The following is a 20,675-nucleotide window of genomic DNA, read 5'->3' on the forward strand; positions in this document are numbered from 1 at the left end:
GCATAATTTCGCTCGAACCATTCGAGGAAAACGAAATGTCGCGGGTTACCCTGGCGCAATGGCGGATGCTGGCGGCGGTCGTCGATCACGGCGGTTTTGCCCGGGCCGCCGAGGCCGTCCACAAGAGCGCCTCGACCCTTAACCATGCGGTGCACAAGCTGGAGTCGCAGCTCGGCGTGGCATTGCTCGAACCCGTCGGGCGCCAGGTGCGCCTGACCGAGGCCGGCGAGATGTTGCTGCGCCGGGCACGCCAGCTGATCGAGAATGCCGAGGCGCTCGAGGAGGTGGCCCAGAGCCTGGTCCAGGGGCTGGAGACCGAAGTCGTGCTTGCGGTGGATCAGAGCTTTCCGCCGGACACCTTGGCCCAGGCCCTGGATGCCTTCGCCGTCGAGTACCCGCTGGTGCGCGTGCAACTCCACGAGACGGTGCTCAACGGCGCGGTGGAGATGCTCTACGACGGACGCGCCGATCTGGTTGTCTCTTCCATCCCGGCTCAGGGGTTTCTGGGCGAACCCCTGGCCACGCAGCGCTTCGTCGCCGTGGCCCACGTCGACCACCCCCTGCATCGGCTGGGGCGTTCGCTCGACCTGCGCGATCTGGAGCAGCACCGCCAACTGGTGGTGCGGGACTCGGCGCTTCACCAGTCGATGGATGCCGGCTGGCTCAAGGCCGAGCGGCGCTGGACCGTCAGCCACCTGGCCACCTCCCGGGACATGCTCGAACGCGGGCTGGGCTTTGCCTGGTTTCCCGAGACCCGGCTCCGCGATGCCCTCGAAGGCGGTCGCTTGAAGCCGTTGCCGTTGGGCGAGGGAGGCGTTCGCCTGGTGCCCATGCAACTGATCTTCAGCGATCGGGATCGGGCCGGCCCCGCGACCCGGACCATGGCCAGTGCATTGAAACAGGCAGCTGGAAATCGCTCTCCATTCGATGATATCGAATGAATGGGTGGAAAAGTTGCGCGGAAGGATCGAGAAAATAGGTTTACGCTGGGTCAGGATTCCACAGCCAACCGGAGGAGAGTCTCATGGGTCTGTTGATCGAAGGCGAATGGCATGACCAGTGGTACGATACCAACAAGCATGGCGGCGAATTCGTCCGCGAGTCCGCCAAGCTGCGCGACTGGGTGACGGCGGATGGTGGCCCGGGCCCTCAGGGGCAGCCGGGGCTTCCCGCGGTTCAGGACCGCTATCACCTCTACGTCTCCCTGGCCTGCCCCTGGGCGCACCGCACCCTGATCCTGCGCAAGCTCAAGGGCCTGGAGGGGCTCGTCGGTGTGTCGCATACCAGCCCGCTGATGCTCGACCAGGGCTGGAGCTACCATCGGGACGAGGGCTCCAGCGGCGATGCGGTCAATGGCGTGGAGTACCATCACCGGCTCTATACCCTGACCGATCCGCACTACACCGGGCGGGTCACGGTACCGGCGCTGTGGGACAAGCACCAGGAACGCCTGGTCAACAACGAATCCGCCGACCTGGTGCGCATCTTCAACACCGCCTTCGACGGGCTGACCGGCAATCACCTGGATTTCTATCCCGAGCCGCTGCGCGAGGCCATCGACGCCGTCAATGCGGACGTCTACGACCACATCAACAACGGCGTCTACAAGGCCGGGTTCGCCACCGACCAGGCGGTCTACGACAAGCATGTCATCGCCCTGTTCGAGGCGCTCGACCGGATGGAGGCGCGGCTTGCCGAACAGCGCTACCTGGCCGGGGAGTGGCTCACCGAGGCGGACATCCGCCTGTTCACCACCCTGATCCGCTTCGACGCGGTCTATCACGGTCACTTCAAGTGCAACCTGCGGCGCATCGAGGACTACCCGAACCTCTCCCATTACCTGCGCGAGCTCTACCAGTGGCCGGGGGTCAAGGAGACGGTGGACTTCGCGCATATCCAGCGCCACTACTACTACAGCCACGACACTATCAACCCCACCCGCATCGTGCCGCGAGGGCCGGTTCTCGATCTGGATCGCCCCCACGACCGGGAACGCCTGCCCGGGCGCGGGGTTGTCACGAATGCCTGAGGGCATGAAGGCACATAGAATCCCTTGTGGTAAGGCGCCGCTGGTGGCGTGCGCCTCACGCCTCGAACCGATGCCTCAACAACCGCATGGCGTTGAGGGTGACCAGCACGGTGGCGCCGGTATCGGCCATCACGGCGATCCACATGCCGGTGATGCCGAAAATGGTCGTGATCAGGAAAATGCCCTTCAAACCCAGGGCCAGGGCGACATTGGTGTGTATGTTGGCCAATGTGGCTCGTGACAGGGCGATCAGCTCGGCGATGCCCGTCACCCGATTCCTGAGCAAGGCGGCATCGGCGGTTTCGATGGCCACGTCGGTGCCGCCCCCCATGGCGATGCCGATGTCCGCCGCCGCCAGTGCCGGGGCGTCGTTGATGCCATCACCCACCTTGCCGATGGGGCCGCGGCCGCTTGCACGCCACTCGTTGACCCAGCGTGCCTTGTCTTCCGGCATCAGCCCGGCGTGGGCGTCGATACCCAACACGCCGGCGATCGCCCGGGCCGTGCGCGGGTTGTCGCCGGTCAGCATGATGCCGGTGACCCCCAGTCGCGACAGCGCCGCCAGCCCCGCCCGGGCGTCTTCGCGTGGCTCGTCGCGAAGCGCGACCAGGCCCAGCACCCGGGCTCCATCGATCAGCACGGCCACGCTCTTGCCTTCGTTCTCGAATTGCTCGACGCTTGCCCGGTGCGATGCGCCCAGCGGTACCCGCGCGTCGGCACCGCGCGGGTTGAGCAACATCAGGTCGATACCCTCGATGCGTCCGGCCACCCCCTGGCCGGCGATGGCATGAGCCTGTTCGACATGTGCTGGCGCGATGCCGCATTCGGCCGCATGCGCTACCACCGCCTGGGCGATCGGATGGCTCGATGCCTGCTCCAGGCCGGCCACGAGATACAGAAGCTCCCGTTCGTCGGCCTCCCCCGGGCAGAGATCGGTCACGCATGGCTTGCCCGTGGTCAGGGTCCCGGTCTTGTCCAGGGCCACGGCCCTGATCGAGCCCAGGGTCTCCAGCACGGCGCCGCCCTTGATCAACAGCCCGCGCCTGGCGCCGTTGGAAAGCCCGGCAGCGATGGCGGCGGGGGTGGAAATCACCAGCGCACACGGGCAGGCGATCAGCAGCAGGGCCAGCGCTCGGTAGACCCACTCGGACCAGGCCGCGCCAAGGGCCAGGGGAGGCAAGATCGCCACCGCCAGCGCCAGGGCCACCACGGCGGGCATGTAGATTCTGGCGAAGCGGTCGATGAAGCGCGCCACCGGTGCCTTGGACTCCTGGGCCTCTTCCACCAGCCGAATGATCCGCGCGATGGTGTTGTCGGCCGCCCCCCGGGTGACTTCCACCGTCAGCGCGGCATCCAGGTTGACGGTACCGGCCAGGACCTCATCGCCGATCCCCTTGTCCCGAGGCACCGATTCGCCGCTGACGGGAGACTCGTCCAGGCTCGACGTGCCGGCGAGGATGCGGCCGTCGCAGGGCAGCCGCTCCCCCGGCCGAATCTGGACGCGCTGGCCGGGCTCGAGCGCATCGGCGCTCACCTCGCGTAGCGAGTCACCATCCCAGAGGCGTGCCGTTCTCGGCGTCAGGTCGGACAGCGCCGAGATGCTGCGTCGCGCGTGGGTGGCCGCGACCCCCTCGAGCAGTTCCCCGACGGCGAACAGGAACACCACCACCGCGGCCTCCGCCGCCGCGTCGATCGCCAGCGCCCCTGCGGCGGCGATCGTCATCAGCATCTCGATGGTGAAGGCCTCGCCGAGTCTCGCCATCTGCCAGGCCGTGCGAGCGATCGGTACCAGTCCCACCAGGGTGGCTGCCACGAAGGGCCAATCGCCCAGCACCGGCCAGGCCAGCTCGAGGCCGATCGCCAGCACGAGCAGTATTCCGCTGCCCAGCACCAGCCGCCCCTTGGGGGTGTGCCACCAGGGTGTGCCCGCCGAAGCATCCGGCGAGTCCGACGAGGCATCCTGCTCCGGTGCGATGCCATAGCCCAGGCCGCGGATCGCCGCCAGCACCGCCTGCCGATCAAAGGAACCACCCGCCGGCGTCACGATGACGGTCCCCGCGGCGACATTGGCCGAAACCTCGTCGACGCCGGGCACCCTCGAGACCGCCGACTCCACCTTGGTGCCGCAGCCGGGACAGTCCATGCCCTGAACGCGCAGCCGAAGGCTGTCGCTGTGGTCGCTATCGTCTGGTTGATTCGCCATCGGAAACCCCTGTCATTGCCAAGGCCATGCATGGCTTCCAAGATAATTCCTATAGCCACTGCAGCTTCAAGTCGGAGGACCCCATGATGTCGACGCCTGACGGACGCCCCATGAGCATCGGCACCCTGGCGGATCGCGCCCGCTGCAAGGTGCAGACGATCCGTTACTACGAGCAGATCGGGCTGCTGCCGCCGGCGCCGCGAAGCGCCGGCAACCAGCGCCGGTATGGCGACGCCGTGTTGCATCGCTTGACCTTCATCCGCCATGCCCGGGATTTCGGCTTTTCCGTCGAGGCGATTCGCGAGCTTCTCGACATGGCCGATCATCCGACCATGCCCTGCGACGAGGTGGACGCCCTGGCGCGGCGCCATCTCCAAGAGGTCGAGTCGCGACTGGCGAGGCTTTCCGCACTGCGCGACGAACTGGCGCGCATGGTGGCCCTGTGCCACGGGGGCTCGGTGGATGAGTGCCGGATCATCGAGGCCCTGAGTGATCACCGGCTGTGCCGCCAGGAAGCGTCACATGGCGGGGCATCCCTTAAGTAAGATTAACACCTGCCGATACTCGACACGGGCATTCGCGAACGAACCAGCGTGCGAATGATGATGCCAGCACGAATGGAACTGTCGAGGCGGCCAAGATGGACGAGTGCATTTCAGCAATACTTCCCGAGAGTGTGCAGGCGTCGGCGACCGGTATCGCCATTCTCGATGACCAGGGTGTGGTGGTGTATGCGAATCCGGCGTTCGCGGTGCGGCTCGGCCGTGCCGATTCGCAGGCGCTGGTCGGCACATCGCCGATACCTGCCTGGACGCGCAGCGCCGGTGAGGATGAACGGCGAGCGCTCGAGCGCCTGTTGCGCGCTCCCGAGGCAGGGGCCTTCACCTTGCCGGTCGCCGGCGACAGCGCCACGACGTTGTATCTCGAGGCGCGACGCTCCGATCGGCGCATCGTCGTGGCCACCACTGGCTGGCCCCAGCCGGGGAGCGTGCCGCGCAGCGTCGTGGCCCAGCTCGATGCCCTGACGGGCCTGGGCAACCGGGCGATGTACGACGAGCAGATCCGCTGCCTGGGCAATGCAGGGGCCGGGCAGGTTGCCACGGCGGTCATCCTGATCGACTTGGATCGTTTCAAGCAGGTCAACGACACCTTGGGACACGCTACCGGCGATAGCCTCCTGGTCCTGGCCGCCAAGCGCATGCGTTCGGCAATACGCGGTGATGACACCCTGATCCGCCTGGGAGGCGACGAGTTCGTCATCCTGCAGTACCGGAATGAACAGCCTGCCGGCGCCCGGGCGATTGCCGAGCGCCTGGTGGAGCTCCTGCAGCGGCCGTTCTTGATCGATGGCCATCAGGTCAACAGCGGTGCCAGCGTCGGGGTCGCGCTACTCGGTCACGGCACCAGCGATCCGGCCGATTTGCTCAGGCATGCGGATCTTGCGCTCTATGAGGCCAAGCGCCAGGGGCGCTCCCGCTACTGTTTCTTCGAGTCACACCTGGAGTCTCGCGCCTTCGAGCGTCGCGCTCTCGAACTGGATCTGCGACGAGCCTTGGGACTGCGTCAATTCTCCTTGTTGTATCAGCCGCAAAAATCCTTTTCGGACAACACCATCAGCGGCTTCGAGGCCCTCATCCGCTGGGACCACCCGGCCCGCGGGCGGGTCTCGCCCGCGGATTTCATCCCCCTGGCCGAGGAGATCGGCGAGATTCACGCCATCGGCGAGTGGGTGATGCGCACCGCCTGCCAGCAGGCCGCCAGCTGGGAGGGGGATCCCAGCGTGGCGGTCAACGTGTCACCGATCCAGTTCGAGAGCGAGAACATCGTGACCGTCGTGCGCCATGCCCTGGATGCCAGCGGCCTGGCCCCGGAGCGCCTCGAGATCGAGATCACCGAAAGCACTCTCATGAGCAACACCGAGGACGTGATGCAACGCCTGTGGGCCATCAAGGCGATGGGGGTCGGCATCGCCATGGACGATTTCGGCACCGGCTACGCGTCACTGAGCCACCTCAACAGTTTCCCGTTCAGCAAGCTCAAGATCGACAAGTCCTTCATTCAGGCCGAGCAGTCGCCACGGGCAAGGGCGCTGATGAAGGCCATCCTGGCGATGGGCTCGAGCCTGGGCATGACCACCATCGCCGAAGGCGTGGAAACCCTCGATCAATACGAAGAACTCTGCCGCGGTGGCTGTACCACCGCCCAAGGCTATTACATAGCCAAACCAATGACGCCCGAGACCATCGAGCATTTCATGCGTGCATGCCGGGCCGCCTCCCACCATCCTAACCTCATGATTCAGGAGTGATCATTCGTGGACTCGACGCTTTACCGACTCGTTTACCTGAGTCGCAACACCATCGTTGGCGATGACAGCAGGCTGCAAGAGGAGATCGATGACATACTGAAGGCCTCGCGCCGCAACAATTCCCGGGCCCAGGTCACCGGCGCCTTGATGTTCAATAGCGGCTGCTTCGCCCAGGTGCTGGAAGGGCCGCACGACAAGATCCAGGAAACCTTCGAGCGCATCCAGTGCGATGCACGTCATACCCACGTGAGTGTGCTGGCCTTCGACCCGGTGCACGAGCGGGGGTTCTCGGAGTGGAACATGGCCTACGTCGGCCAGGATGCGCACAATCTCGCGCTGTTCGCCGGCCTCAACGAGGCGTCCGGTGTCGACTTCGCGGCGCTTGATGGCGATGAGGTCTATCGCCTGCTGCGCGGCCACCTGGAGGAGGCCGAGACCGCCTGAGTGCGATCGCCGGCCCTTTCTACTCTTTTGCCTCGAACGTCGCCATACTGCGCCTTGTGGGATGGATTCGAAATCCGAAACGCCACGGAACAATCGAGGAGGGAGGATGGCAAATAAACGCGTAGTGACGCAGTTCGGCATGGGCAGTTCGCTGCGGCGCAGGGACTACACCGAGGCGGCGGCCCGGGCGATCCGGGATGCGCTATGGCACAACTCCCTGAGCGTGGCCGAGCTGTTCGATTTTCCCAAGGAGGCGATGATCATCGACGTGGACGTGGGGGTGCAAAGGCCCGAGGAGGTCGACACACAGGCCCTGCTCGCCCTCTTTCCCTACGGCCAGCCCTCGGTCAGCGTGGTGAAGGGAGGGCTGGACGTGCCCAAGCCCGGCGGCGATGGCCTGACCGTGATCGCCAATGTCGCCCTCAAGGTCTCCTTCGACATGGAGTCTACCCATGGCTGAACAAGCATCGACCGAAAAGCGCGTCATCCTCGAGATGGGCACCGGCAACGACCTGTACGGTGGCGATTACACCAAGGCCGCCAGTCGGGCGATCCAGGATGCCCTGCACCACTCCTCCATCGTGCTCTTCAAGTCCCTGGGCTACGATCACGGCCTGATGCGCGTGCAGGTCACCATCGGTGTGCAGGAACCGGACAAGGTCGACACCGAAGCGCTGGCCGCCGAATTGCCTCGAGGCCGGGCCGAGGTCGCTGCGGTGCATGGCGGGTTGAATGTGCGTGATGACGCACAGGACACCACCCACGTGATTGCCACGGCCGCCATCGAAGCCTTCCTGCCCGACATGGCGCAAGCGTGGCGGTTATCCGGGAAACGTTGACACCGGCGACTCATCCTTATAGCGTTTGTTAACCTAAATTTAGGCATTGGGTTAACAATGTACGAATCCGCTACCCGCCACGACTGGCGCCTCGAGGAAATCGAGGCGCTGCTCGCCCTGCCCTTCAACGATCTGCTGTTTCGTGCCCAGCAGGTGCACCGGCAGCATTTCGATGCCAACGCCGTGCAGGTCTCGACGCTCTTATCGATCAAGACCGGTGCCTGCCCGGAGGACTGCAAGTACTGCCCGCAGTCGGGCCACTACGCCACCGGGCTCGGCAAGGAGAAGCTGCTGGAGATCGACAGGGTGGTGGCCCAGGCCGAGGCGGCTCGGGAGGCTGGCGCCAGTCGCTTCTGCATGGGCGCGGCCTGGCGCAGCCCGCGGGAGCGCGACCTGCCGGTGGTGCTGGAGATGGTGCGCCGGGTCAAGGCGCTGGGCCTCGAGACCTGCATGACCCTGGGCATGCTCGCCCCCGCCCAGGCCGACCAACTCGCCGAGGCGGGGCTCGATTACTACAACCACAACCTGGATACCTCGCCGGAGTATTACGGCGAGATCATCACCACCCGGACCTACGCCGATCGGCTCGAGACGCTGGACAACGTGCGTCAGGCTGGCATGAAGGTGTGCAGCGGCGGCATCCTGGGACTGGGCGAGGCCCCGCGAGACCGTGCCGCGCTCCTGCAGCAGCTGGCACGGCTCGATCCGCATCCGGAGTCGGTGCCTATCAATCAGCTGGTCAAGGTGCCCGGCACGCCGCTGGAAGAGGCCGAAGAGCTCGATCCCATCGATTTCGTGCGTGCCATCGCCGTGGCCCGCATCCTGATGCCCCGGAGCCATGTACGGCTTTCGGCGGGCCGCGAGCAGATGAGCGAATCGACCCAGGCCCTGGCCTTCCTGGCCGGCGCCAATTCGATCTTCTACGGCGACAAGCTCCTGACCACCGCCAATCCCCAGGCCCAGCGGGATCAGGAGCTCTTCGCCAAGCTGGGGATCGACCTGGAGCGGCGCGAGGTGACGGGCGACGACGATGTCGCCCTGCGTACCTTGGCCGCAGCAGGGCCGAATACCGCTAGCGCTCAAGCACTCTATTACGATGCCAGTCTCGCCTGAGGTGCCGGGTCGGCCAAGCGTCTCGGGTGGCTGGCGCCAGCGTCTGCTGGCTCGCCAGGCATGCCATCGTGAACAGGGGCTGTGGCGTGAGCGCCGGATGCATGGTCGCATGCTGATCGATGACTTCGCTGGCAACGACTACCTGGGCTTGGCCAGCGATCCGCGTCTGGTCCAGGCCACCGCCGAAGGCGCACGGCGATACGGTGCGGGGGCCTGTGCCTCCCAACTGGTCAGTGGTTATCTCGAGGTGCATCAAGAACTGGAGGCGCGCCTGGCGGCGCTGGTCGGGCGCCCGCGCGCGCTGTTGTTCTCGAGCGGCTACCTGGCCAATCTGGGCGTACTCCAGGTACTGTGCGATCGCAGCACGGCCGTGTTTCAGGATCGGCTCAATCACGCCTCGCTACTTGATGGAGCCAGGTTGGCCGGGGCGCGTACGCGGCGTTTCCATCATGGCGATCTCGATGACCTGGCACACCTGCTGGCGCGCTGCCCGAGCGATACACCACGTCTGGTGGTCAGCGATGGTGTGTTCAGCATGGATGGTGATGTCGCCGACATTGCCGGTTTGTCCGAAGTCTGTCGACGTCATGACGCCTGGCTGATGGTCGACGATGCCCATGGGCTGGGCGTGCTCGGCGAGCATGGCGATGGTTGTGCGGGACGTCGCCATGGGTGTGATCAGGTGCCGGTGCTGGTCGGTACGCTAGGCAAGGCGCTGGGCACGGGGGGCGCCTTCGTGGCCGGAAGCGAGCTGCTGATCGAGCATCTCATCCAATTTGCCCGACCGTACATCTACACCACCGCCGAGCCCCCCGGCGTGAGCGCGGCGACGCTCGGGGCGCTGGACATTCTTGAACAGGAGCCCGAGCGTCGCGCGCGGCTGAAGGCACACATCGCCCGTTTCCGCGCCCAGGCCAAGGCCATCGGCCTGCCACTTCTGCCGTCGTCGACCCCCATTCAACCCGTGTTGCTCGGCGACAGCACCCGGGTGCAGCGCTGGGCCGCCAGATTGCGTGCCCAGGGAGTGCTGGTGGGTGCGATTCGTGCCCCGACGGTGCCCCGGGGCCAGGCGCGCTTGCGCATCACCCTGAGTGCGGTGCATCGAGAAGAGCAGATCGATCGATTGCTCGATGCCCTGGCATCGCTGAAGGCCAGGGAGGAAAGACCATGAGCGGATTGGTGCTTCTATCCGGCTGGGGAATCGATGCACGTATCTGGCAACCGCTGACGCCATACTGGCCGGCCGGTTTTTCTTTCCACATGCCGGACTGGCCCGGCTATGCGGGGCGCGCGGTATTACCCGATCCGCAGGATACTTCAGCACTTGCCAACGCCATGGCTGCAGCGCTGCCCTCCGGCAGCGTCTGGGTCGGCTGGTCGCTGGGCGCCCTCCTGGCCGTCAGGTTGCTCGATCACCTGCCGGCGCCCCGAGCGATCGTCATGCTCGGCATGGGCAGTCGTCTGTGCACACCGGGGGGAGTTACCCCTGCGGCATTAAAGGCCTTTCGACGGGCATTCGCGCACGACGCCCTTGGCGCCTGGCGACATTTTCTGGATTGGCAGCTGGAGGGTGAACCCGACCCACCGCACGCCCGGCAACGGCTCTCGGCGCTGATCGGCCCCCGGCCCAGCGCCGCCCCCGCCACCCTGGCGGCTGGGCTCGACCTGCTGGATCGACTGAATGTCTCCGACCGGCTTGCCGCACCGCCCTGCCCGATCCTGCGCCTGGCTGGTGAGCAGGACCCGTTGCTCAGCGACGCCGATCTGGCCGCGGCAGAAATACGCCTGCCGCTGGCCGGACATTGCCCGCAGATTTCCCAGCCGGAAGCGCTGGCGGAGCAGCTTGTAGCCCTCGGTTCGCGGAGCGCGGCCTCGTGAACATGGCGTCGACCCTGCCGGCCGGGGAGCACCAGGAATGGCGCGGGCGGGTTGCTCGGGCCTTCTCGCGTGCGGCGTCACGTTACGTGCAGCTGGCGAAGGCCCAGCAGGCCATGGGCGGCCGTCTATGGCCGCATCTCCCTGGCCAGGCCCAACGCATACTCGATCTCGGCTGCGGCCCGGGCGATTGGAGCCTGCGCCTGGGCATGCGCTACCCGGGTGCCCAGGTCGTCGGCCTCGATCTGGCCCCGGGAATGCTGGACGAGGCGCAGCGCCGTCATGGTCAGGCGGCGCGCTGGGTGTGCGGCGATGCCATGGCCTTGCCCCTGGCGGCGCGCAGCGTCGATCTGGTGTTTTCCAATCTGGCGATACAGTGGTGCCCCGATCTGGATAAGGCCATGCGCGAATTGCACCGGGTGCTGCGCCCCGGCGGACGAGCTCTGATCAATACCCTGGGGCCAGGCACGCTGATGGAAGTGGCCAGTGCCTGGTCGCGGCCAGGGGCTCCCACCGGGGTTCTGGAGTTTCGAGGCGCCGCTCGATATCTGGCGAGCGCTCGCCTTGCGGGTTTTCGCCACATGCGGCGACTGGTCAGGTCCGAGCGTTTCTTCTACCCCGATCTCGACGCGGTCATGGCTTCCATCAAGGGTGTCGGCGCCCAGGTGGCCCGCCCCGGCGCACGACTGACACGGGCCGATCTGCTGCGAGCCGAACAGCGTTACGAGCGGTGGCGGGAACCCGCCGGTCTCCCGGTTAGTTACCGGTGTATTACTCTTTTGCTGGAGCATTGACCCATGACGACGTTCTTCGTCACCGGCACCAATACCGATGTCGGCAAGACCCTGGTCAGCTGCGCCCTGCTGGCGCGGGCGCGCGCCCGAGGCTTCACCACCCTGGGGCTCAAGCCAGTGGCCTCGGGCAGCGAGGTGACGTCGCAAGGGTTGCGCAACGCCGACGCACTGGCGCTGCAGGCGCATTGCAGCCCCCGCGCTTCCTACGCCGAGATCAATCCCTACAGGTTTGTACCCGCCATTGCGCCGCATCTGGCCGCCCGCCAGGCCGGTTGCGAACTGACGCTGGAGGCACTTGCCACTTGCCTTGCTCCGACCCTGGCAGAACCGTATGAGCTGGTGCTGGTGGAGGGGGCCGGTGGCTGGCGCGTGCCGCTGAACGATAGCGAGGATCTGGCCGGCCTGGCGGTACGCTTGGAGCTCCCGGTGATCCTGGTGGTGGGGCTCGAGTTGGGTTGCCTGAACCAGGCGCGACTCACCGCCGAGGCGATCCGGAGCGACGGGCTCCGGCTGGCGGGCTGGGTCGGCAGTCTGCTCGACCCCGGTTTCGCTGTGGACGAGATCGCTTATCGCGACAACCTGGCCACCCTCGAACATCATCTGCCCGGGCCTTGCCTGGGCATCTTGCCACGCCTAGAGGCCGAATCACCCGAGGCCCTGGCGCATGTCGCTGCGACCTATCTCAGATTGTCCTGTCTATCCATCGAGGCACCTTCATGAACTCGCCGGTCTGGCATCCCTACGCCCATCTCAAGACCCAGCAACGCATGCCCAAGGTCGTCGGTGGCCACGGGGCGCACTTCACCCTCGAAAACGGCGACACCTTGCTGGATGCCACCTGTTCCTGGTGGTGCATGATCCACGGTTACCGGCACCCACGCCTGGTGGAAGCGATCCGCGATCAGGCCGAGCGGCTCTGTCATGTGATGCTGGGTGGCCTGAGCCATGATCCTGCCGAGCAATTGGCTCTGGAACTGGTGCGGATCTCTCCCCCGGGGCTCGAGCATGTGTTCTTTTCCGACAGCGGCTCGGTGGGCATGGAAGTCGCCATGAAGATGGCGGTGCAGTACCACCATTTGCTGGGGAAACCCGAGAAGCATCGCCTGCTGTCGTTGATGAAGGCCTATCACGGCGACACCCTGGGCTGCATGGCGGTTTGCGATCCCGAGGAAGGCATGCATGCCCTGTTCGCCGATGCGCTGCCCCGTCATCATTTCGCCCCCGCGCCGCGGGCCGGATTCGAGGCCAGCCAGGAGGAGGTACAAGCCGATCTCGACGCCTTGCGCCGGGTGCTGGAACGCCATCATCGGGAGATTGCGGCACTGTTGATGGAGCCGCTGCTGCAGGCTGCCGGCGGGCTCAACATGACCTCGCCCCACTATCTGCGTGGCGCCCGGGCATTGTGCGATGAATTCGACGTGCTGCTGATCTTCGATGAGGTGGCTACCGGCTTCGGTCGCACCGGACGGATGTTTGCCGCGGAGCATGCCGGTGTGACGCCGGATATCCTGGTGCTCTCCAAGGGGTTGACCGGCGGCTACCTGGGGCATGCCGCCACCCTGGCCACGAGTCGCGTTCACGATGCCTTCGTCGGTGACAGTGCCTTGCACGCCTTCATGCACGGGCCAACCTTCATGGGCAATCCACTGGCCTGCCGGGTGGCACTGGAGAGCCTGGCGGTATTCGAGGAAGAGGACTATCTCGCCAGAATCGACCTGCTCAATCGCGTGTTGCGCCAGGAGCTGCTCTTGGACACCGGGCTGCGCGATCACCCCGAGGTGGCCGATGTGCGGGTCCTGGGTGCCACTGCAGTGGTCGAGGTGAAGGGGGGTGCCGCACTGCATGGCGTGGCGGACTTTGCCCGGCGGCATGGCGTCTGGCTGCGCCCCTTCGGGCGCTGGCTCTACACCATGCCGGCCTACATCACGAGAGAGGACGAAGTGCGCCGGATCACCGCCGTGATGAAAGACTGGTTTCGCTAGGCCACGGCAAGACGCTCGACATCGTCGGCCATGTCGTCGGCCAAGGCGTGCAGGGTAGCTCGGTCTATCTTTCGCTCGGCATAGGCGCGTAACCCCATCACCTGGGCCTGAAAGCGACGGCCGAGGCGCTCGGGGTCCTGTTCGGGAGCCAGTTCGCCGGCGTCTCGAGCCGCCTCGAAGGCATCGATGAATCGCGTCTCCATGCTGTCGAGTAGTTCCTGGGCGAGGGCGGATTGTCCTCCCGGCCCCAGCTCCAGTAGCGTCTTCACCAGCATGCAGGCGTGGCACGGCCGCGGCGTGTCGCGCAGCCCCCCCAGCTGTCGCAGGTAATCGGCCAGGCCACCCAGGGGCGAGGGATTGGCTGCAAGCGTGCGTTCGAGCTCGACCAGGCCCTGGCGGCCGTAGCGCTGCAGCACCTCCTGAAAGAGCCGTTCCTTGCTGCCGAAGCTGGCATAGATGCTGCCAGGACGCATGTCGAGGGTATCTTCCAGATCCTTGAGCGAGGTCGCCTTGAAGCCCTTGCGCCAGAACAGCGCGAGAGCCTTGTCGAGGGTTTCCTGGCGATTGTGCAGGGTGTGGCGCGGCATGGAGGAATCCTGCTTGCGTGATGCCCGTCGGAGCATCGTTCGCATGGTTTTGAGTGGGTGCTCAAATCTTATCTTGAACGATTGCTCAAATCCAGTTACGGTGGAATTGACATTTTTAAAGGGAATCATGCGATATATTTTGAGCAATTGCTCAAAATATATCGTCGCCAAAGACATTCGACCCTTGTGGATTCCCCAGGAGGTATCAGCATGACCGATTTCACGCTGCACGATAAGAACAACGCTCCCGAGCAAAGCCAGGAACTGCTGGATGGCTCGATCGCTGTCTTCGGCATGATCCCCAACCTGCATGCGCTGATGGCCGAAGCCCCGGGCCTGCTCCAGGGTTACCAGCAGCTTCACCAGCTGTTCACGGAAACCAGCTTCGATGCCACCGAGCAGACCGTGGTGTGGCAGACGATAAACGTCGAGCATGCCTGCCACTACTGCGTGCCGGCGCATACCGGCATCGCCAAGCAGATGAAGGTCGACGACGAGGTCACCGAGGCGCTGCGTAGCGAAACCCCGCTGCCGAGCGAGAAGCTCGAGGCCCTGCGTGATTTCACCTTGGCGATGGTGCGCGAGCGTGGCGAGGTCGATGACGCCACGGTCAAGCGCTTCCTGGACGCCGGTTATACTCAGCGCCAGGTGCTGGAAGTCGTGCTCGGGCTGGCCCAGAAGGTGATGAGCAACTACACCAACCATCTGGCCCGGACGCCGATCGACGAGCCTTTCAAGCGCTTCGAGTGGCATAAGCAAGGCTGAAAGCACTTCACCGACTCCTGATTGAAAGCTTCCCTGTGTTTCAGGCGGACCCTCGTGGGGCCGCCTTTTTCGTACCCTGGCTCACGCCGCATGGACTCGACAAGATGCGCCGGTCGACCAATACTCAGTCGTGTTGCTCGACAAATCCGAATAACAACAAGGAGATGCTCATGTCCTTTTCCAGGTGCTTCTTGACCACGGTGCATGCAGCCTGTCTGCTCGGCGCTATCACGCTGGCGGGCACGGCCCAGGCAGCCACCGTGAACCTGAGTTACAACGGTGCGCCGGACCCGGAGAAGAACGCGGTGCATGTGTTCGCCTCCAATCTCAAGCAACTGGTGGAGGAGAAGACCGACGGCGAGCTCGAGCTCAGGCTCTACCCCAACAGCCAGCTCGGCGAGGAGCAGGCGCGCATGGAGCAGACCATGAGCTCGCCGAACCTGAACATCGCCTCCTTCGCCGGAATATCGCCGGTGATGCCGGAAATCTTCGTCAGCGCCATTCCCTTCCTGTTCGAGGATTTCGAGGCCGCACGCACCTTCTTCGACGAGGGCGACTACTGGAAGGCATTCGACGAGACGCTGCGCGAGCGCACCGGCATCGAGATGCTGGCGGTGGTCGAGGAGGGTGGTTTCCTGGCCTTCACCAACGACAAGAAGCCCATTCGCGCCCCGGCGGATTTCGAAGGGCTGCGCTTTCGCGCCATGGACCCCAGCCAGGTGGCGCTCTACGAGGCCTTCGGTGCCTCGGGCACGCCGATCCCCTGGACCGAGGTGTACATGGCCCTGCGCACCGGCGTGGCCGACGGCCAGATGAACCCGCCGATGTACATCATCCTGGGCAGCCTCTACGAGGTGCAGGACTACCTGACCCTGGCCAACATCCAGTACTCGGACCAGTTCCTGGTGGGCAACGGCGCGATGATCGACGGCTGGGACGAACAGACGCGCCAGGCCTTCCTGGCGGCGGTCGACGAGGCCAATGCCATGGCCCGGGAGCACAACGAGGACAAGGTGGAGGAGCGCATCGCCTATCTCGAGGAGCAGGGCATGCAGGTCATTCGCCCCTCCCAGGAGAACCTGAACGCCTTCCGCGAGCAGGGGCAGCCGGCCTACCTGGAGTGGCTGAAGGAGCAGGACATCGAGCAGCGCTGGATCGACATGGCGCTTGAGGACGCCGGCATGACCCAGCTGGCCCAGTGACAGGCCAGGTGCGTTAGTCACGTTATGCCGAGTTCATGGTTCTCATTGCGTGAGCGGGTGCTGGCGGTGAGTCGGCGCGTGTCGCTGACGATCGCCAGCCTGCTGCTGCTGATCAATCTGGGGATCATTCTCTACGCGGTCTTCCTGCGCTACCTGGCCGGCGGCGCCCCCATCTGGACGGACGAGCTGGCGCGCTTTCTGATCATCGCCGGCGTGATGCTGGCCGCCGGCGCGGTATGGGTGGAGGGCGGTCACATGCGGGTGGCGCTGATCGAACGACTCTTGCCGACGTCGTTGTGCCGCCTGCTCAATCTCTACCAGTGGCTGCTGACCCTGGGGCTGGCCATCGGCGGTGCCCTGTTCAGCTACCGCTATGCCCAGTCGGTGGCCATGTTCACCAGCTCGGGGCTGGGCATCAGCCGCACCATACCGATGATGTCGATGCCCATCGGCTTCGCCCTGCTGGCCTGGCACGCCCTGTGGTACGGGCCGGCGCCGCTCAAGACGCTGGCGGAGTCGGACCCATGACCCTCACCATGCTGGCGGTCTTCCTGGCGCACGTGCTGCTCGGCCTGCCGCTGTTCCTGGCCCTGCTGACCACGGCGGTGGTGGGCTTCCTGTTCGTCGACCCGACGATGCTGGCGCGCATGATGCCGCAGCAGTTCTTCGGCGGCATCAACGTCTTCTCGCTGATGGCGATCCCGCTGTTCATCCTGGCCGGCAACCTGATGAACGCGAGCGGCCTGACCGAGCGCCTGATGGGCCTGGCACGCCTGCTGGTCGGTCATCTGCGCGGCGGCATGGGGCATGTCAACGTGGTGTCGAGCGTGTTCTTCGCCGGGGTCAACGGCTCCGCCGTGGCGGATACCTCGGCGCTGGGCGCCTTGCTGGTACCGTCCATGCGCAAGGAGGGCTACTCCACCGCCTTCGCCGCCGGGCTGACCGCCGGCAGTTCGCTGATCGGGCCGATCATCCCGCCCAGCATCTTCATGATCCTGTACGCGTCGCTGACCAACACCTCCGTGGGGGACCTGTTCCTGGCCGGAGTGATTCCCGGGCTGGTGCTGGGGGTGGCCTTCATGGCGATGAATGCCTTCTACGCCTGGCGCAAGGGCCTGGCCACCCGCGGTGGCTGGCCGGGTGCCGCCGAGCTGGGCCGGGCGGCGCTGGGGGCCCTGCCGGCCTTGATCGCCCCGTTCATCATCGTCGCCGGTATCGTGCTGGGCTTCGTCACCCCCACGGAATCCGGTGCGCTCACGGCGCTCTACGTGGCCCTGTGCGGCGTGGCCCTGGGCAACCTGCGCCCTGCCGACTTCTGGGCAGCGATCGTCGAGACGACGCGCCTCACCTCGGCGATCTTCCTGATCATGGCGGCCTCGGCGACGATCAGCTGGCTGCTCTCCTATGCCCAGGTGCCCACCCAGTTCGTTTCGCTGCTGGCGCCCTACACCGACCAGCCGATCCTCGTGCTGCTGATGCTCAGCGGCATCACCTTCGTCACCGGCATGTTCATGGAAGAGGTCTCGGCACTGATGCTGCTGACGCCGATCTTCGCCCCGGTGGCGATGATGGCGGGTATCGATCCGGTGCACCTGGGGATCATCATTACCCTGAACATCACCATTGCCCTGATCACGCCCCCCATGGGCGCCTGCGTGTTCGTCGCGGCGGCGGTCAGCCGTCTCGAGATCACGGCACTGTTCCGGACCATCTGGCCCTTCGTGCTGACCGCGATGCTAGTGCTGCTGGTATTGATCCTGTTCCCGTCCCTGACCCTTTGGCTGCCGAACCTGATTGGATGACGCGATGAGCGAGAATATGCCCACCCCCGATGTCGGCGCCATGGAATGGCCACCCATCCCTAGCCGGGACGAGCCGGCCTGGGCGACGCTGAGCGGTATCCCCATCCTGGCCGATGCCGCGCCGCTGGTGCCCGTGAGCCTGGCCCCCGAACCGCTCAAGACGTTTCCCGTCTACGCCAGGCAGGGCATTCCCGGGGCGGTGGCCGAGTGCTATGTGCGCGAGGAAGTCTACCGACGCCTGCTCGCCGCGGCGCGTTCGCTGCCCGAGGGGCTGGGCCTGGTGGTGCTCGATGGCTGGCGCCCCTGGCGGGTGCAGCAGTACCTGTTCGAGACGCTCTACGAGGCGATCCGCGTTCATCATCCCGAGGCCGACGAGGCCGAGCTGGTCGCACGTACCCGCGAGTTCGTGGCCGTGCCCAGCACCGATCCCCAGGCCCCCAGCCCGCACCTGACCGGCGGCGCGGTAGACGTGACCCTGTGTGATGCCGATGGCCTGCTGCTCGACATGGGGTCGCTGTTCGACGAGGCCATTCCGGCGTCCCATAGCGATCATCTCGAACGCCAGGATGATCTCGACGAGCGTCAGCGTCTGGCCCGGGACCGCCGCCGCCTGCTGCATCACGTCATGCAGGCCCAGGGGTTCACCAACCTGCCCAGCGAGTGGTGGCACTTCGACTTCGGCGACCAGCTCTGGGCCCTGTATGGCGGTCACGACCGGGCGCTGTACGGCCCGTCGGAGCCGGAGTCGATCGAGAATCGCTGGCGGCGGCAGTTGTAAGAACCTGTTTATGATCTGCCGCGTGTCGGTCATACGTCGTTAAATTCGGTCTTAAAATACTCATTTACACCAGTAAACTCCGTTTTTTCGTCCGAATTTGCCTTGTCTGACGCTAACTCGCTAGATCGTAAACGGGTTCTACAAAGCCAATGCCAGCGACCGGTAAGAAGCCGCCTGAGGCCGACTGTCAGGCGGCCTGTTCGTTGGAGCGCCTCTCGTCAAGAGCGCTCGGACCGCTTGCTTCCTGCTGCACCTGTCTTGCCTTGCGCGCCTTGAAGCGCTGCTCCCGGCTGACGTGCTCCCTGGCGCCCTCGACCCGCAAGGAGCAGATTGCATTCCTCAGCGCATTCACCTGGCCGGCGAGCAGGGTGTTGACCTCCGCGGAATGCTGCACCCGCGAGGCGTTCTGCTGGGTGACCTGATCCATCTCGGAGACGGCGCCGTTGATCTGCTGGAGCCCCTGGGCCTGCTCCCGGGAGGCGATGGCGATTTCCTCGATCAGTTGATTGATCGTGGCCACGGCCTGGATGACGCCTTGATTGTTGCATTCCAGCTGCCTGATCTGCCGTTCACCCTTGTCGATTTCCGCCAGGCTGCCGTCGACCAGCCGCTTGATCTGTTCAGCGGACGCCGCGGCTTGGCCGGCCAGGGTGCGCACTTCCTTCGCCACCACGGCAAAGCCGCGACCGTGCTCGCCGGCCCGGGCCGCCTCGATGGAGGCATTGAGCGCGAGCAGGTTGGTCTGGAAGGCGATCGAGTCGATCACCCCGATGGCTTCCGCCATCTTGCCGGCGCTCGCGGTGATCTGCTGCATTCTTTCCACCAGCCCGCGGACGTCCTCCTCGCTGCGGCTGACCTCCTGGCGAGCGCTTCCGGCATGCTGCTCCGCCATGACGGTGTTGCTCGAGTTCTGCTGCACCGTGGTGGTCAGCTCTTCCATGCTGGCGGCGGTCTCCTGGAGACACACTGCCTGCTGCTCGGTGCGCGAGGCGAGGTCTTCGTTGTTCTGCAGCAGGCTCTGGGTGTCTTGATCCACCTCGTTGAGCATCTTCTGGATATCGAGGGAAATGTTGGCCAGGCTGCGGTGCATGATGCCCATGGCGTCGATGATCTCCCCGAGTTCATCCCTGCCCGTGGACGGCGGCTCCGCGACCAGGTTGCCCGCGGCGATCTGCATGGCGAAACGGCGGGTGCGGTCGACCGACCGGGCAATCCTGCGGTAGCACAGCCCGGCCAGGGTCAGCATCAGCAGGCTTCCGGCCAGCTGCCCCGGCACGCCGAGCCGATCGCCCAGGGTCGTCAGCAGAACCGCCAGCAGGGCGAGCAGGACGACACTGCTCTTGATGCTGAAGGGGTTGAAGCGCGACAGCCGTCCGATGATGCCGCGCCGGACGATTCGACCGCGGTCGAGGCCGATGCCGCGGCCCTTGCCGCTGCGCAGACGCGTGTAGGTCCGTTCCGCGAAGGTCTTTTCCGCTTCCGTCGGCTTGACCCGCACCGAGGTGTAGCCCTGCACCTTGCCGTTTTCCTGGATCGGTACCACATGGGCCCGCACCCAGTAGTAGTCGCCGTCCTTGCGCCGGTTCTTGACCATGCCGGTCCAGATGTCGCCGGCCTGGATCGTGTCCCACAGGTTGGCGAAGGCTTCCTCGGGCATGTCAGGGTGGCGGATGAGGCTGTGGGGCGCGCCGATCAGCTCGTCGTGGTCGAAGCCGCTGACCTCGACGAAGGTGGGCGAGGCATAGGTGATGCGTCCCTTCAGATCGGTACGCGAGATCAGGTTCTGGTCATCGCGAATTTCGTACTCGCGGTCGGTGACGGGCGGTTTATTGCGCATGACGACATTCTCGTTGCGGTGAATGGCTCGCAACTTACTTCCCGGTGACACCCGAGTCGACAATTCGGCGAGAGATGTCACCCTTGTTTACATTCATGCCCGATGAAGCACCCTTGC

General features: G+C 65.3%; 21 protein-coding genes. 18 read left to right on the forward strand and 3 right to left on the reverse strand.

Annotated features, from left to right (window positions below; all coding sequences use genetic code 11):
- Positions 1–35 precede the first annotated feature (35 nt).
- Positions 36–941, forward strand: coding sequence for a LysR family transcriptional regulator (locus BUA41_RS05600; RefSeq protein ID WP_072820582.1), 906 nt, complete (start codon positions 36–38; stop codon positions 939–941).
- Between the two features lie 83 nt (positions 942–1,024).
- Positions 1,025–2,029 (forward strand): glutathione S-transferase family protein, encoded by a 1,005-nt coding sequence (locus BUA41_RS05605; RefSeq protein WP_072820585.1) that lies wholly within the window; start codon positions 1,025–1,027, stop codon positions 2,027–2,029.
- Positions 2,030–2,084: 55 nt separating this feature from the next.
- Here BUA41_RS05605 and BUA41_RS05610 read toward each other — a convergent pair whose 3' ends face one another.
- The gene (locus BUA41_RS05610; protein ID WP_072820588.1) at positions 2,085–4,232 is read right to left on the reverse strand and encodes a heavy metal translocating P-type ATPase; all 2,148 of its coding nucleotides are present in this window, start codon (positions 4,230–4,232) and stop codon (positions 2,085–2,087) included.
- An 83-nt stretch (positions 4,233–4,315) separates the two neighbouring features.
- Here BUA41_RS05610 and BUA41_RS05615 point away from each other — a divergent pair, with 83 nt between their 5' ends.
- The 11 genes from BUA41_RS05615 to bioA all read left to right on the forward strand — a co-directional run bounded on the left by BUA41_RS05615 (position 4,316) and on the right by bioA (position 13,587).
- On the forward strand, positions 4,316–4,777 hold the full coding sequence (locus BUA41_RS05615) for a MerR family transcriptional regulator (protein ID WP_245791853.1): 462 nt from the start codon (positions 4,316–4,318) through the stop codon (positions 4,775–4,777).
- A gap of 95 nt (positions 4,778–4,872) precedes the next feature.
- Positions 4,873–6,540 carry a putative bifunctional diguanylate cyclase/phosphodiesterase gene (locus tag BUA41_RS05620; protein ID WP_072820594.1) on the forward strand — a complete coding sequence of 556 codons (1,668 nt, stop codon included), beginning with the start codon at positions 4,873–4,875 and terminating at the stop codon, positions 6,538–6,540.
- 6 nt (positions 6,541–6,546) lie between these two features.
- Positions 6,547–6,984, forward strand: coding sequence for a BLUF domain-containing protein (locus BUA41_RS05625; RefSeq protein ID WP_072820596.1), 438 nt, complete (start codon positions 6,547–6,549; stop codon positions 6,982–6,984).
- 106 nt (positions 6,985–7,090) lie between these two features.
- Positions 7,091–7,444 (forward strand): Lin0512 family protein, encoded by a 354-nt coding sequence (locus BUA41_RS05630; protein WP_072820599.1) that lies wholly within the window; start codon positions 7,091–7,093, stop codon positions 7,442–7,444.
- Positions 7,437–7,823 carry a Lin0512 family protein gene (locus tag BUA41_RS05635; RefSeq protein ID WP_072820601.1) on the forward strand — a complete coding sequence of 129 codons (387 nt, stop codon included), beginning with the start codon at positions 7,437–7,439 and terminating at the stop codon, positions 7,821–7,823. The genes BUA41_RS05630 and BUA41_RS05635 overlap by 8 nt, the downstream gene beginning before the upstream one ends.
- 57 nt (positions 7,824–7,880) lie before the next feature.
- Entirely contained in the window at positions 7,881–8,936 is a 1,056-nt protein-coding gene (gene bioB, locus BUA41_RS05640) for a biotin synthase BioB (protein ID WP_072820604.1), read from the forward strand.
- Positions 8,920–10,107 (forward strand): 8-amino-7-oxononanoate synthase, encoded by a 1,188-nt coding sequence (bioF, locus tag BUA41_RS05645; RefSeq protein WP_072820606.1) that lies wholly within the window; start codon positions 8,920–8,922, stop codon positions 10,105–10,107. The genes bioB and bioF overlap by 17 nt, the downstream gene beginning before the upstream one ends.
- Positions 10,104–10,814 carry an alpha/beta fold hydrolase gene (locus BUA41_RS05650; protein ID WP_072820609.1) on the forward strand — a complete coding sequence of 237 codons (711 nt, stop codon included), beginning with the start codon at positions 10,104–10,106 and terminating at the stop codon, positions 10,812–10,814. Before bioF ends, BUA41_RS05650 begins: the two co-directional genes overlap by 4 nt.
- Before the next feature lie 2 nt (positions 10,815–10,816).
- Positions 10,817–11,605, forward strand: a complete 789-nt coding sequence (locus BUA41_RS05655; protein WP_072820612.1) for a methyltransferase domain-containing protein — start codon at positions 10,817–10,819, stop codon at positions 11,603–11,605.
- A 3-nt stretch (positions 11,606–11,608) separates the two neighbouring features.
- On the forward strand, positions 11,609–12,325 hold the full coding sequence (gene bioD / locus BUA41_RS05660) for a dethiobiotin synthase (RefSeq protein ID WP_072820615.1): 717 nt from the start codon (positions 11,609–11,611) through the stop codon (positions 12,323–12,325).
- The gene (gene bioA / locus BUA41_RS05665) at positions 12,322–13,587 is read left to right on the forward strand and encodes an adenosylmethionine--8-amino-7-oxononanoate transaminase (protein ID WP_072820618.1); all 1,266 of its coding nucleotides are present in this window, start codon (positions 12,322–12,324) and stop codon (positions 13,585–13,587) included. The genes bioD and bioA overlap by 4 nt, the downstream gene beginning before the upstream one ends.
- On the opposite strand, the gene BUA41_RS05670 is transcribed toward bioA, so the two are convergent.
- Positions 13,584–14,174: a TetR/AcrR family transcriptional regulator gene (locus tag BUA41_RS05670; protein WP_072820622.1), complete on the reverse strand. Its 591-nt coding sequence runs from the start codon at positions 14,172–14,174 to the stop codon at positions 13,584–13,586. The two genes, bioA and BUA41_RS05670, sit on opposite strands and share 4 nt — an antisense overlap.
- Before the next feature lie 210 nt (positions 14,175–14,384).
- Between BUA41_RS05670 and BUA41_RS05675 the strand changes: the two genes are divergently transcribed.
- The 5 genes from BUA41_RS05675 to BUA41_RS05695 all read left to right on the forward strand — a co-directional run bounded on the left by BUA41_RS05675 (position 14,385) and on the right by BUA41_RS05695 (position 18,721).
- Positions 14,385–14,939 carry a carboxymuconolactone decarboxylase family protein gene (locus BUA41_RS05675; protein WP_072820625.1) on the forward strand — a complete coding sequence of 185 codons (555 nt, stop codon included), beginning with the start codon at positions 14,385–14,387 and terminating at the stop codon, positions 14,937–14,939.
- Between the two features lie 170 nt (positions 14,940–15,109).
- Positions 15,110–16,141, forward strand: a complete 1,032-nt coding sequence (locus tag BUA41_RS05680; protein WP_139249060.1) for a TRAP transporter substrate-binding protein — start codon at positions 15,110–15,112, stop codon at positions 16,139–16,141.
- A gap of 24 nt (positions 16,142–16,165) precedes the next feature.
- Positions 16,166–16,669, forward strand: coding sequence for a TRAP transporter small permease (locus BUA41_RS05685; protein ID WP_072820629.1), 504 nt, complete (start codon positions 16,166–16,168; stop codon positions 16,667–16,669).
- A complete protein-coding gene (locus BUA41_RS05690) occupies positions 16,666–17,943 on the forward strand; it encodes a TRAP transporter large permease (protein ID WP_072820631.1) in 1,278 nt (425 codons plus the stop codon). The genes BUA41_RS05685 and BUA41_RS05690 overlap by 4 nt, the downstream gene beginning before the upstream one ends.
- 4 nt (positions 17,944–17,947) lie before the next feature.
- Positions 17,948–18,721: a M15 family metallopeptidase gene (locus BUA41_RS05695; protein WP_245791854.1), complete on the forward strand. Its 774-nt coding sequence runs from the start codon at positions 17,948–17,950 to the stop codon at positions 18,719–18,721.
- Positions 18,722–18,908: 187 nt separating this feature from the next.
- Here BUA41_RS05695 and BUA41_RS05700 read toward each other — a convergent pair whose 3' ends face one another.
- Positions 18,909–20,558 carry a methyl-accepting chemotaxis protein gene (locus BUA41_RS05700; RefSeq protein ID WP_072820633.1) on the reverse strand — a complete coding sequence of 550 codons (1,650 nt, stop codon included), beginning with the start codon at positions 20,556–20,558 and terminating at the stop codon, positions 18,909–18,911.
- Between the last annotated feature and the right edge of the window lie 117 nt (positions 20,559–20,675).

The organism is Modicisalibacter ilicicola DSM 19980, from assembly GCF_900128925.1.
Lineage (GTDB): Bacteria > Pseudomonadota > Gammaproteobacteria > Pseudomonadales > Halomonadaceae > Modicisalibacter > Modicisalibacter ilicicola.

Bases quoted from the DNA above. Each gene is read 5' to 3' on its own strand.
- BUA41_RS05600 (WP_072820582.1), top strand. From the start codon at position 36: ATGTCGCGGGTTACCCTGGCGCAATGGCGGATGCTGGCGGCGGTCGTC.
- BUA41_RS05605 (WP_072820585.1), top strand. From the start codon at position 1,025: ATGGGTCTGTTGATCGAAGGCGAATGGCATGACCAGTGGTACGATACC.
- BUA41_RS05610 (WP_072820588.1), bottom strand. From the start codon at position 4,232: ATGGCGAATCAACCAGACGATAGCGACCACAGCGACAGCCTTCGGCTG.
- BUA41_RS05615 (WP_245791853.1), top strand. From the start codon at position 4,316: ATGATGTCGACGCCTGACGGACGCCCCATGAGCATCGGCACCCTGGCG.
- BUA41_RS05620 (WP_072820594.1), top strand. From the start codon at position 4,873: ATGGACGAGTGCATTTCAGCAATACTTCCCGAGAGTGTGCAGGCGTCG.
- BUA41_RS05630 (WP_072820599.1), top strand. From the start codon at position 7,091: ATGGCAAATAAACGCGTAGTGACGCAGTTCGGCATGGGCAGTTCGCTG.
- BUA41_RS05635 (WP_072820601.1), top strand. From the start codon at position 7,437: ATGGCTGAACAAGCATCGACCGAAAAGCGCGTCATCCTCGAGATGGGC.
- bioB (WP_072820604.1), top strand. From the start codon at position 7,881: ATGTACGAATCCGCTACCCGCCACGACTGGCGCCTCGAGGAAATCGAG.
- bioF (WP_072820606.1), top strand. From the start codon at position 8,920: ATGCCAGTCTCGCCTGAGGTGCCGGGTCGGCCAAGCGTCTCGGGTGGC.
- BUA41_RS05650 (WP_072820609.1), top strand. From the start codon at position 10,104: ATGAGCGGATTGGTGCTTCTATCCGGCTGGGGAATCGATGCACGTATC.
- BUA41_RS05655 (WP_072820612.1), top strand. From the start codon at position 10,817: ATGGCGTCGACCCTGCCGGCCGGGGAGCACCAGGAATGGCGCGGGCGG.
- bioD (WP_072820615.1), top strand. From the start codon at position 11,609: ATGACGACGTTCTTCGTCACCGGCACCAATACCGATGTCGGCAAGACC.
- bioA (WP_072820618.1), top strand. From the start codon at position 12,322: ATGAACTCGCCGGTCTGGCATCCCTACGCCCATCTCAAGACCCAGCAA.
- BUA41_RS05670 (WP_072820622.1), bottom strand. From the start codon at position 14,174: ATGCCGCGCCACACCCTGCACAATCGCCAGGAAACCCTCGACAAGGCT.
- BUA41_RS05675 (WP_072820625.1), top strand. From the start codon at position 14,385: ATGACCGATTTCACGCTGCACGATAAGAACAACGCTCCCGAGCAAAGC.
- BUA41_RS05680 (WP_139249060.1), top strand. From the start codon at position 15,110: ATGTCCTTTTCCAGGTGCTTCTTGACCACGGTGCATGCAGCCTGTCTG.
- BUA41_RS05685 (WP_072820629.1), top strand. From the start codon at position 16,166: ATGCCGAGTTCATGGTTCTCATTGCGTGAGCGGGTGCTGGCGGTGAGT.
- BUA41_RS05690 (WP_072820631.1), top strand. From the start codon at position 16,666: ATGACCCTCACCATGCTGGCGGTCTTCCTGGCGCACGTGCTGCTCGGC.
- BUA41_RS05695 (WP_245791854.1), top strand. From the start codon at position 17,948: ATGAGCGAGAATATGCCCACCCCCGATGTCGGCGCCATGGAATGGCCA.
- BUA41_RS05700 (WP_072820633.1), bottom strand. From the start codon at position 20,558: ATGCGCAATAAACCGCCCGTCACCGACCGCGAGTACGAAATTCGCGAT.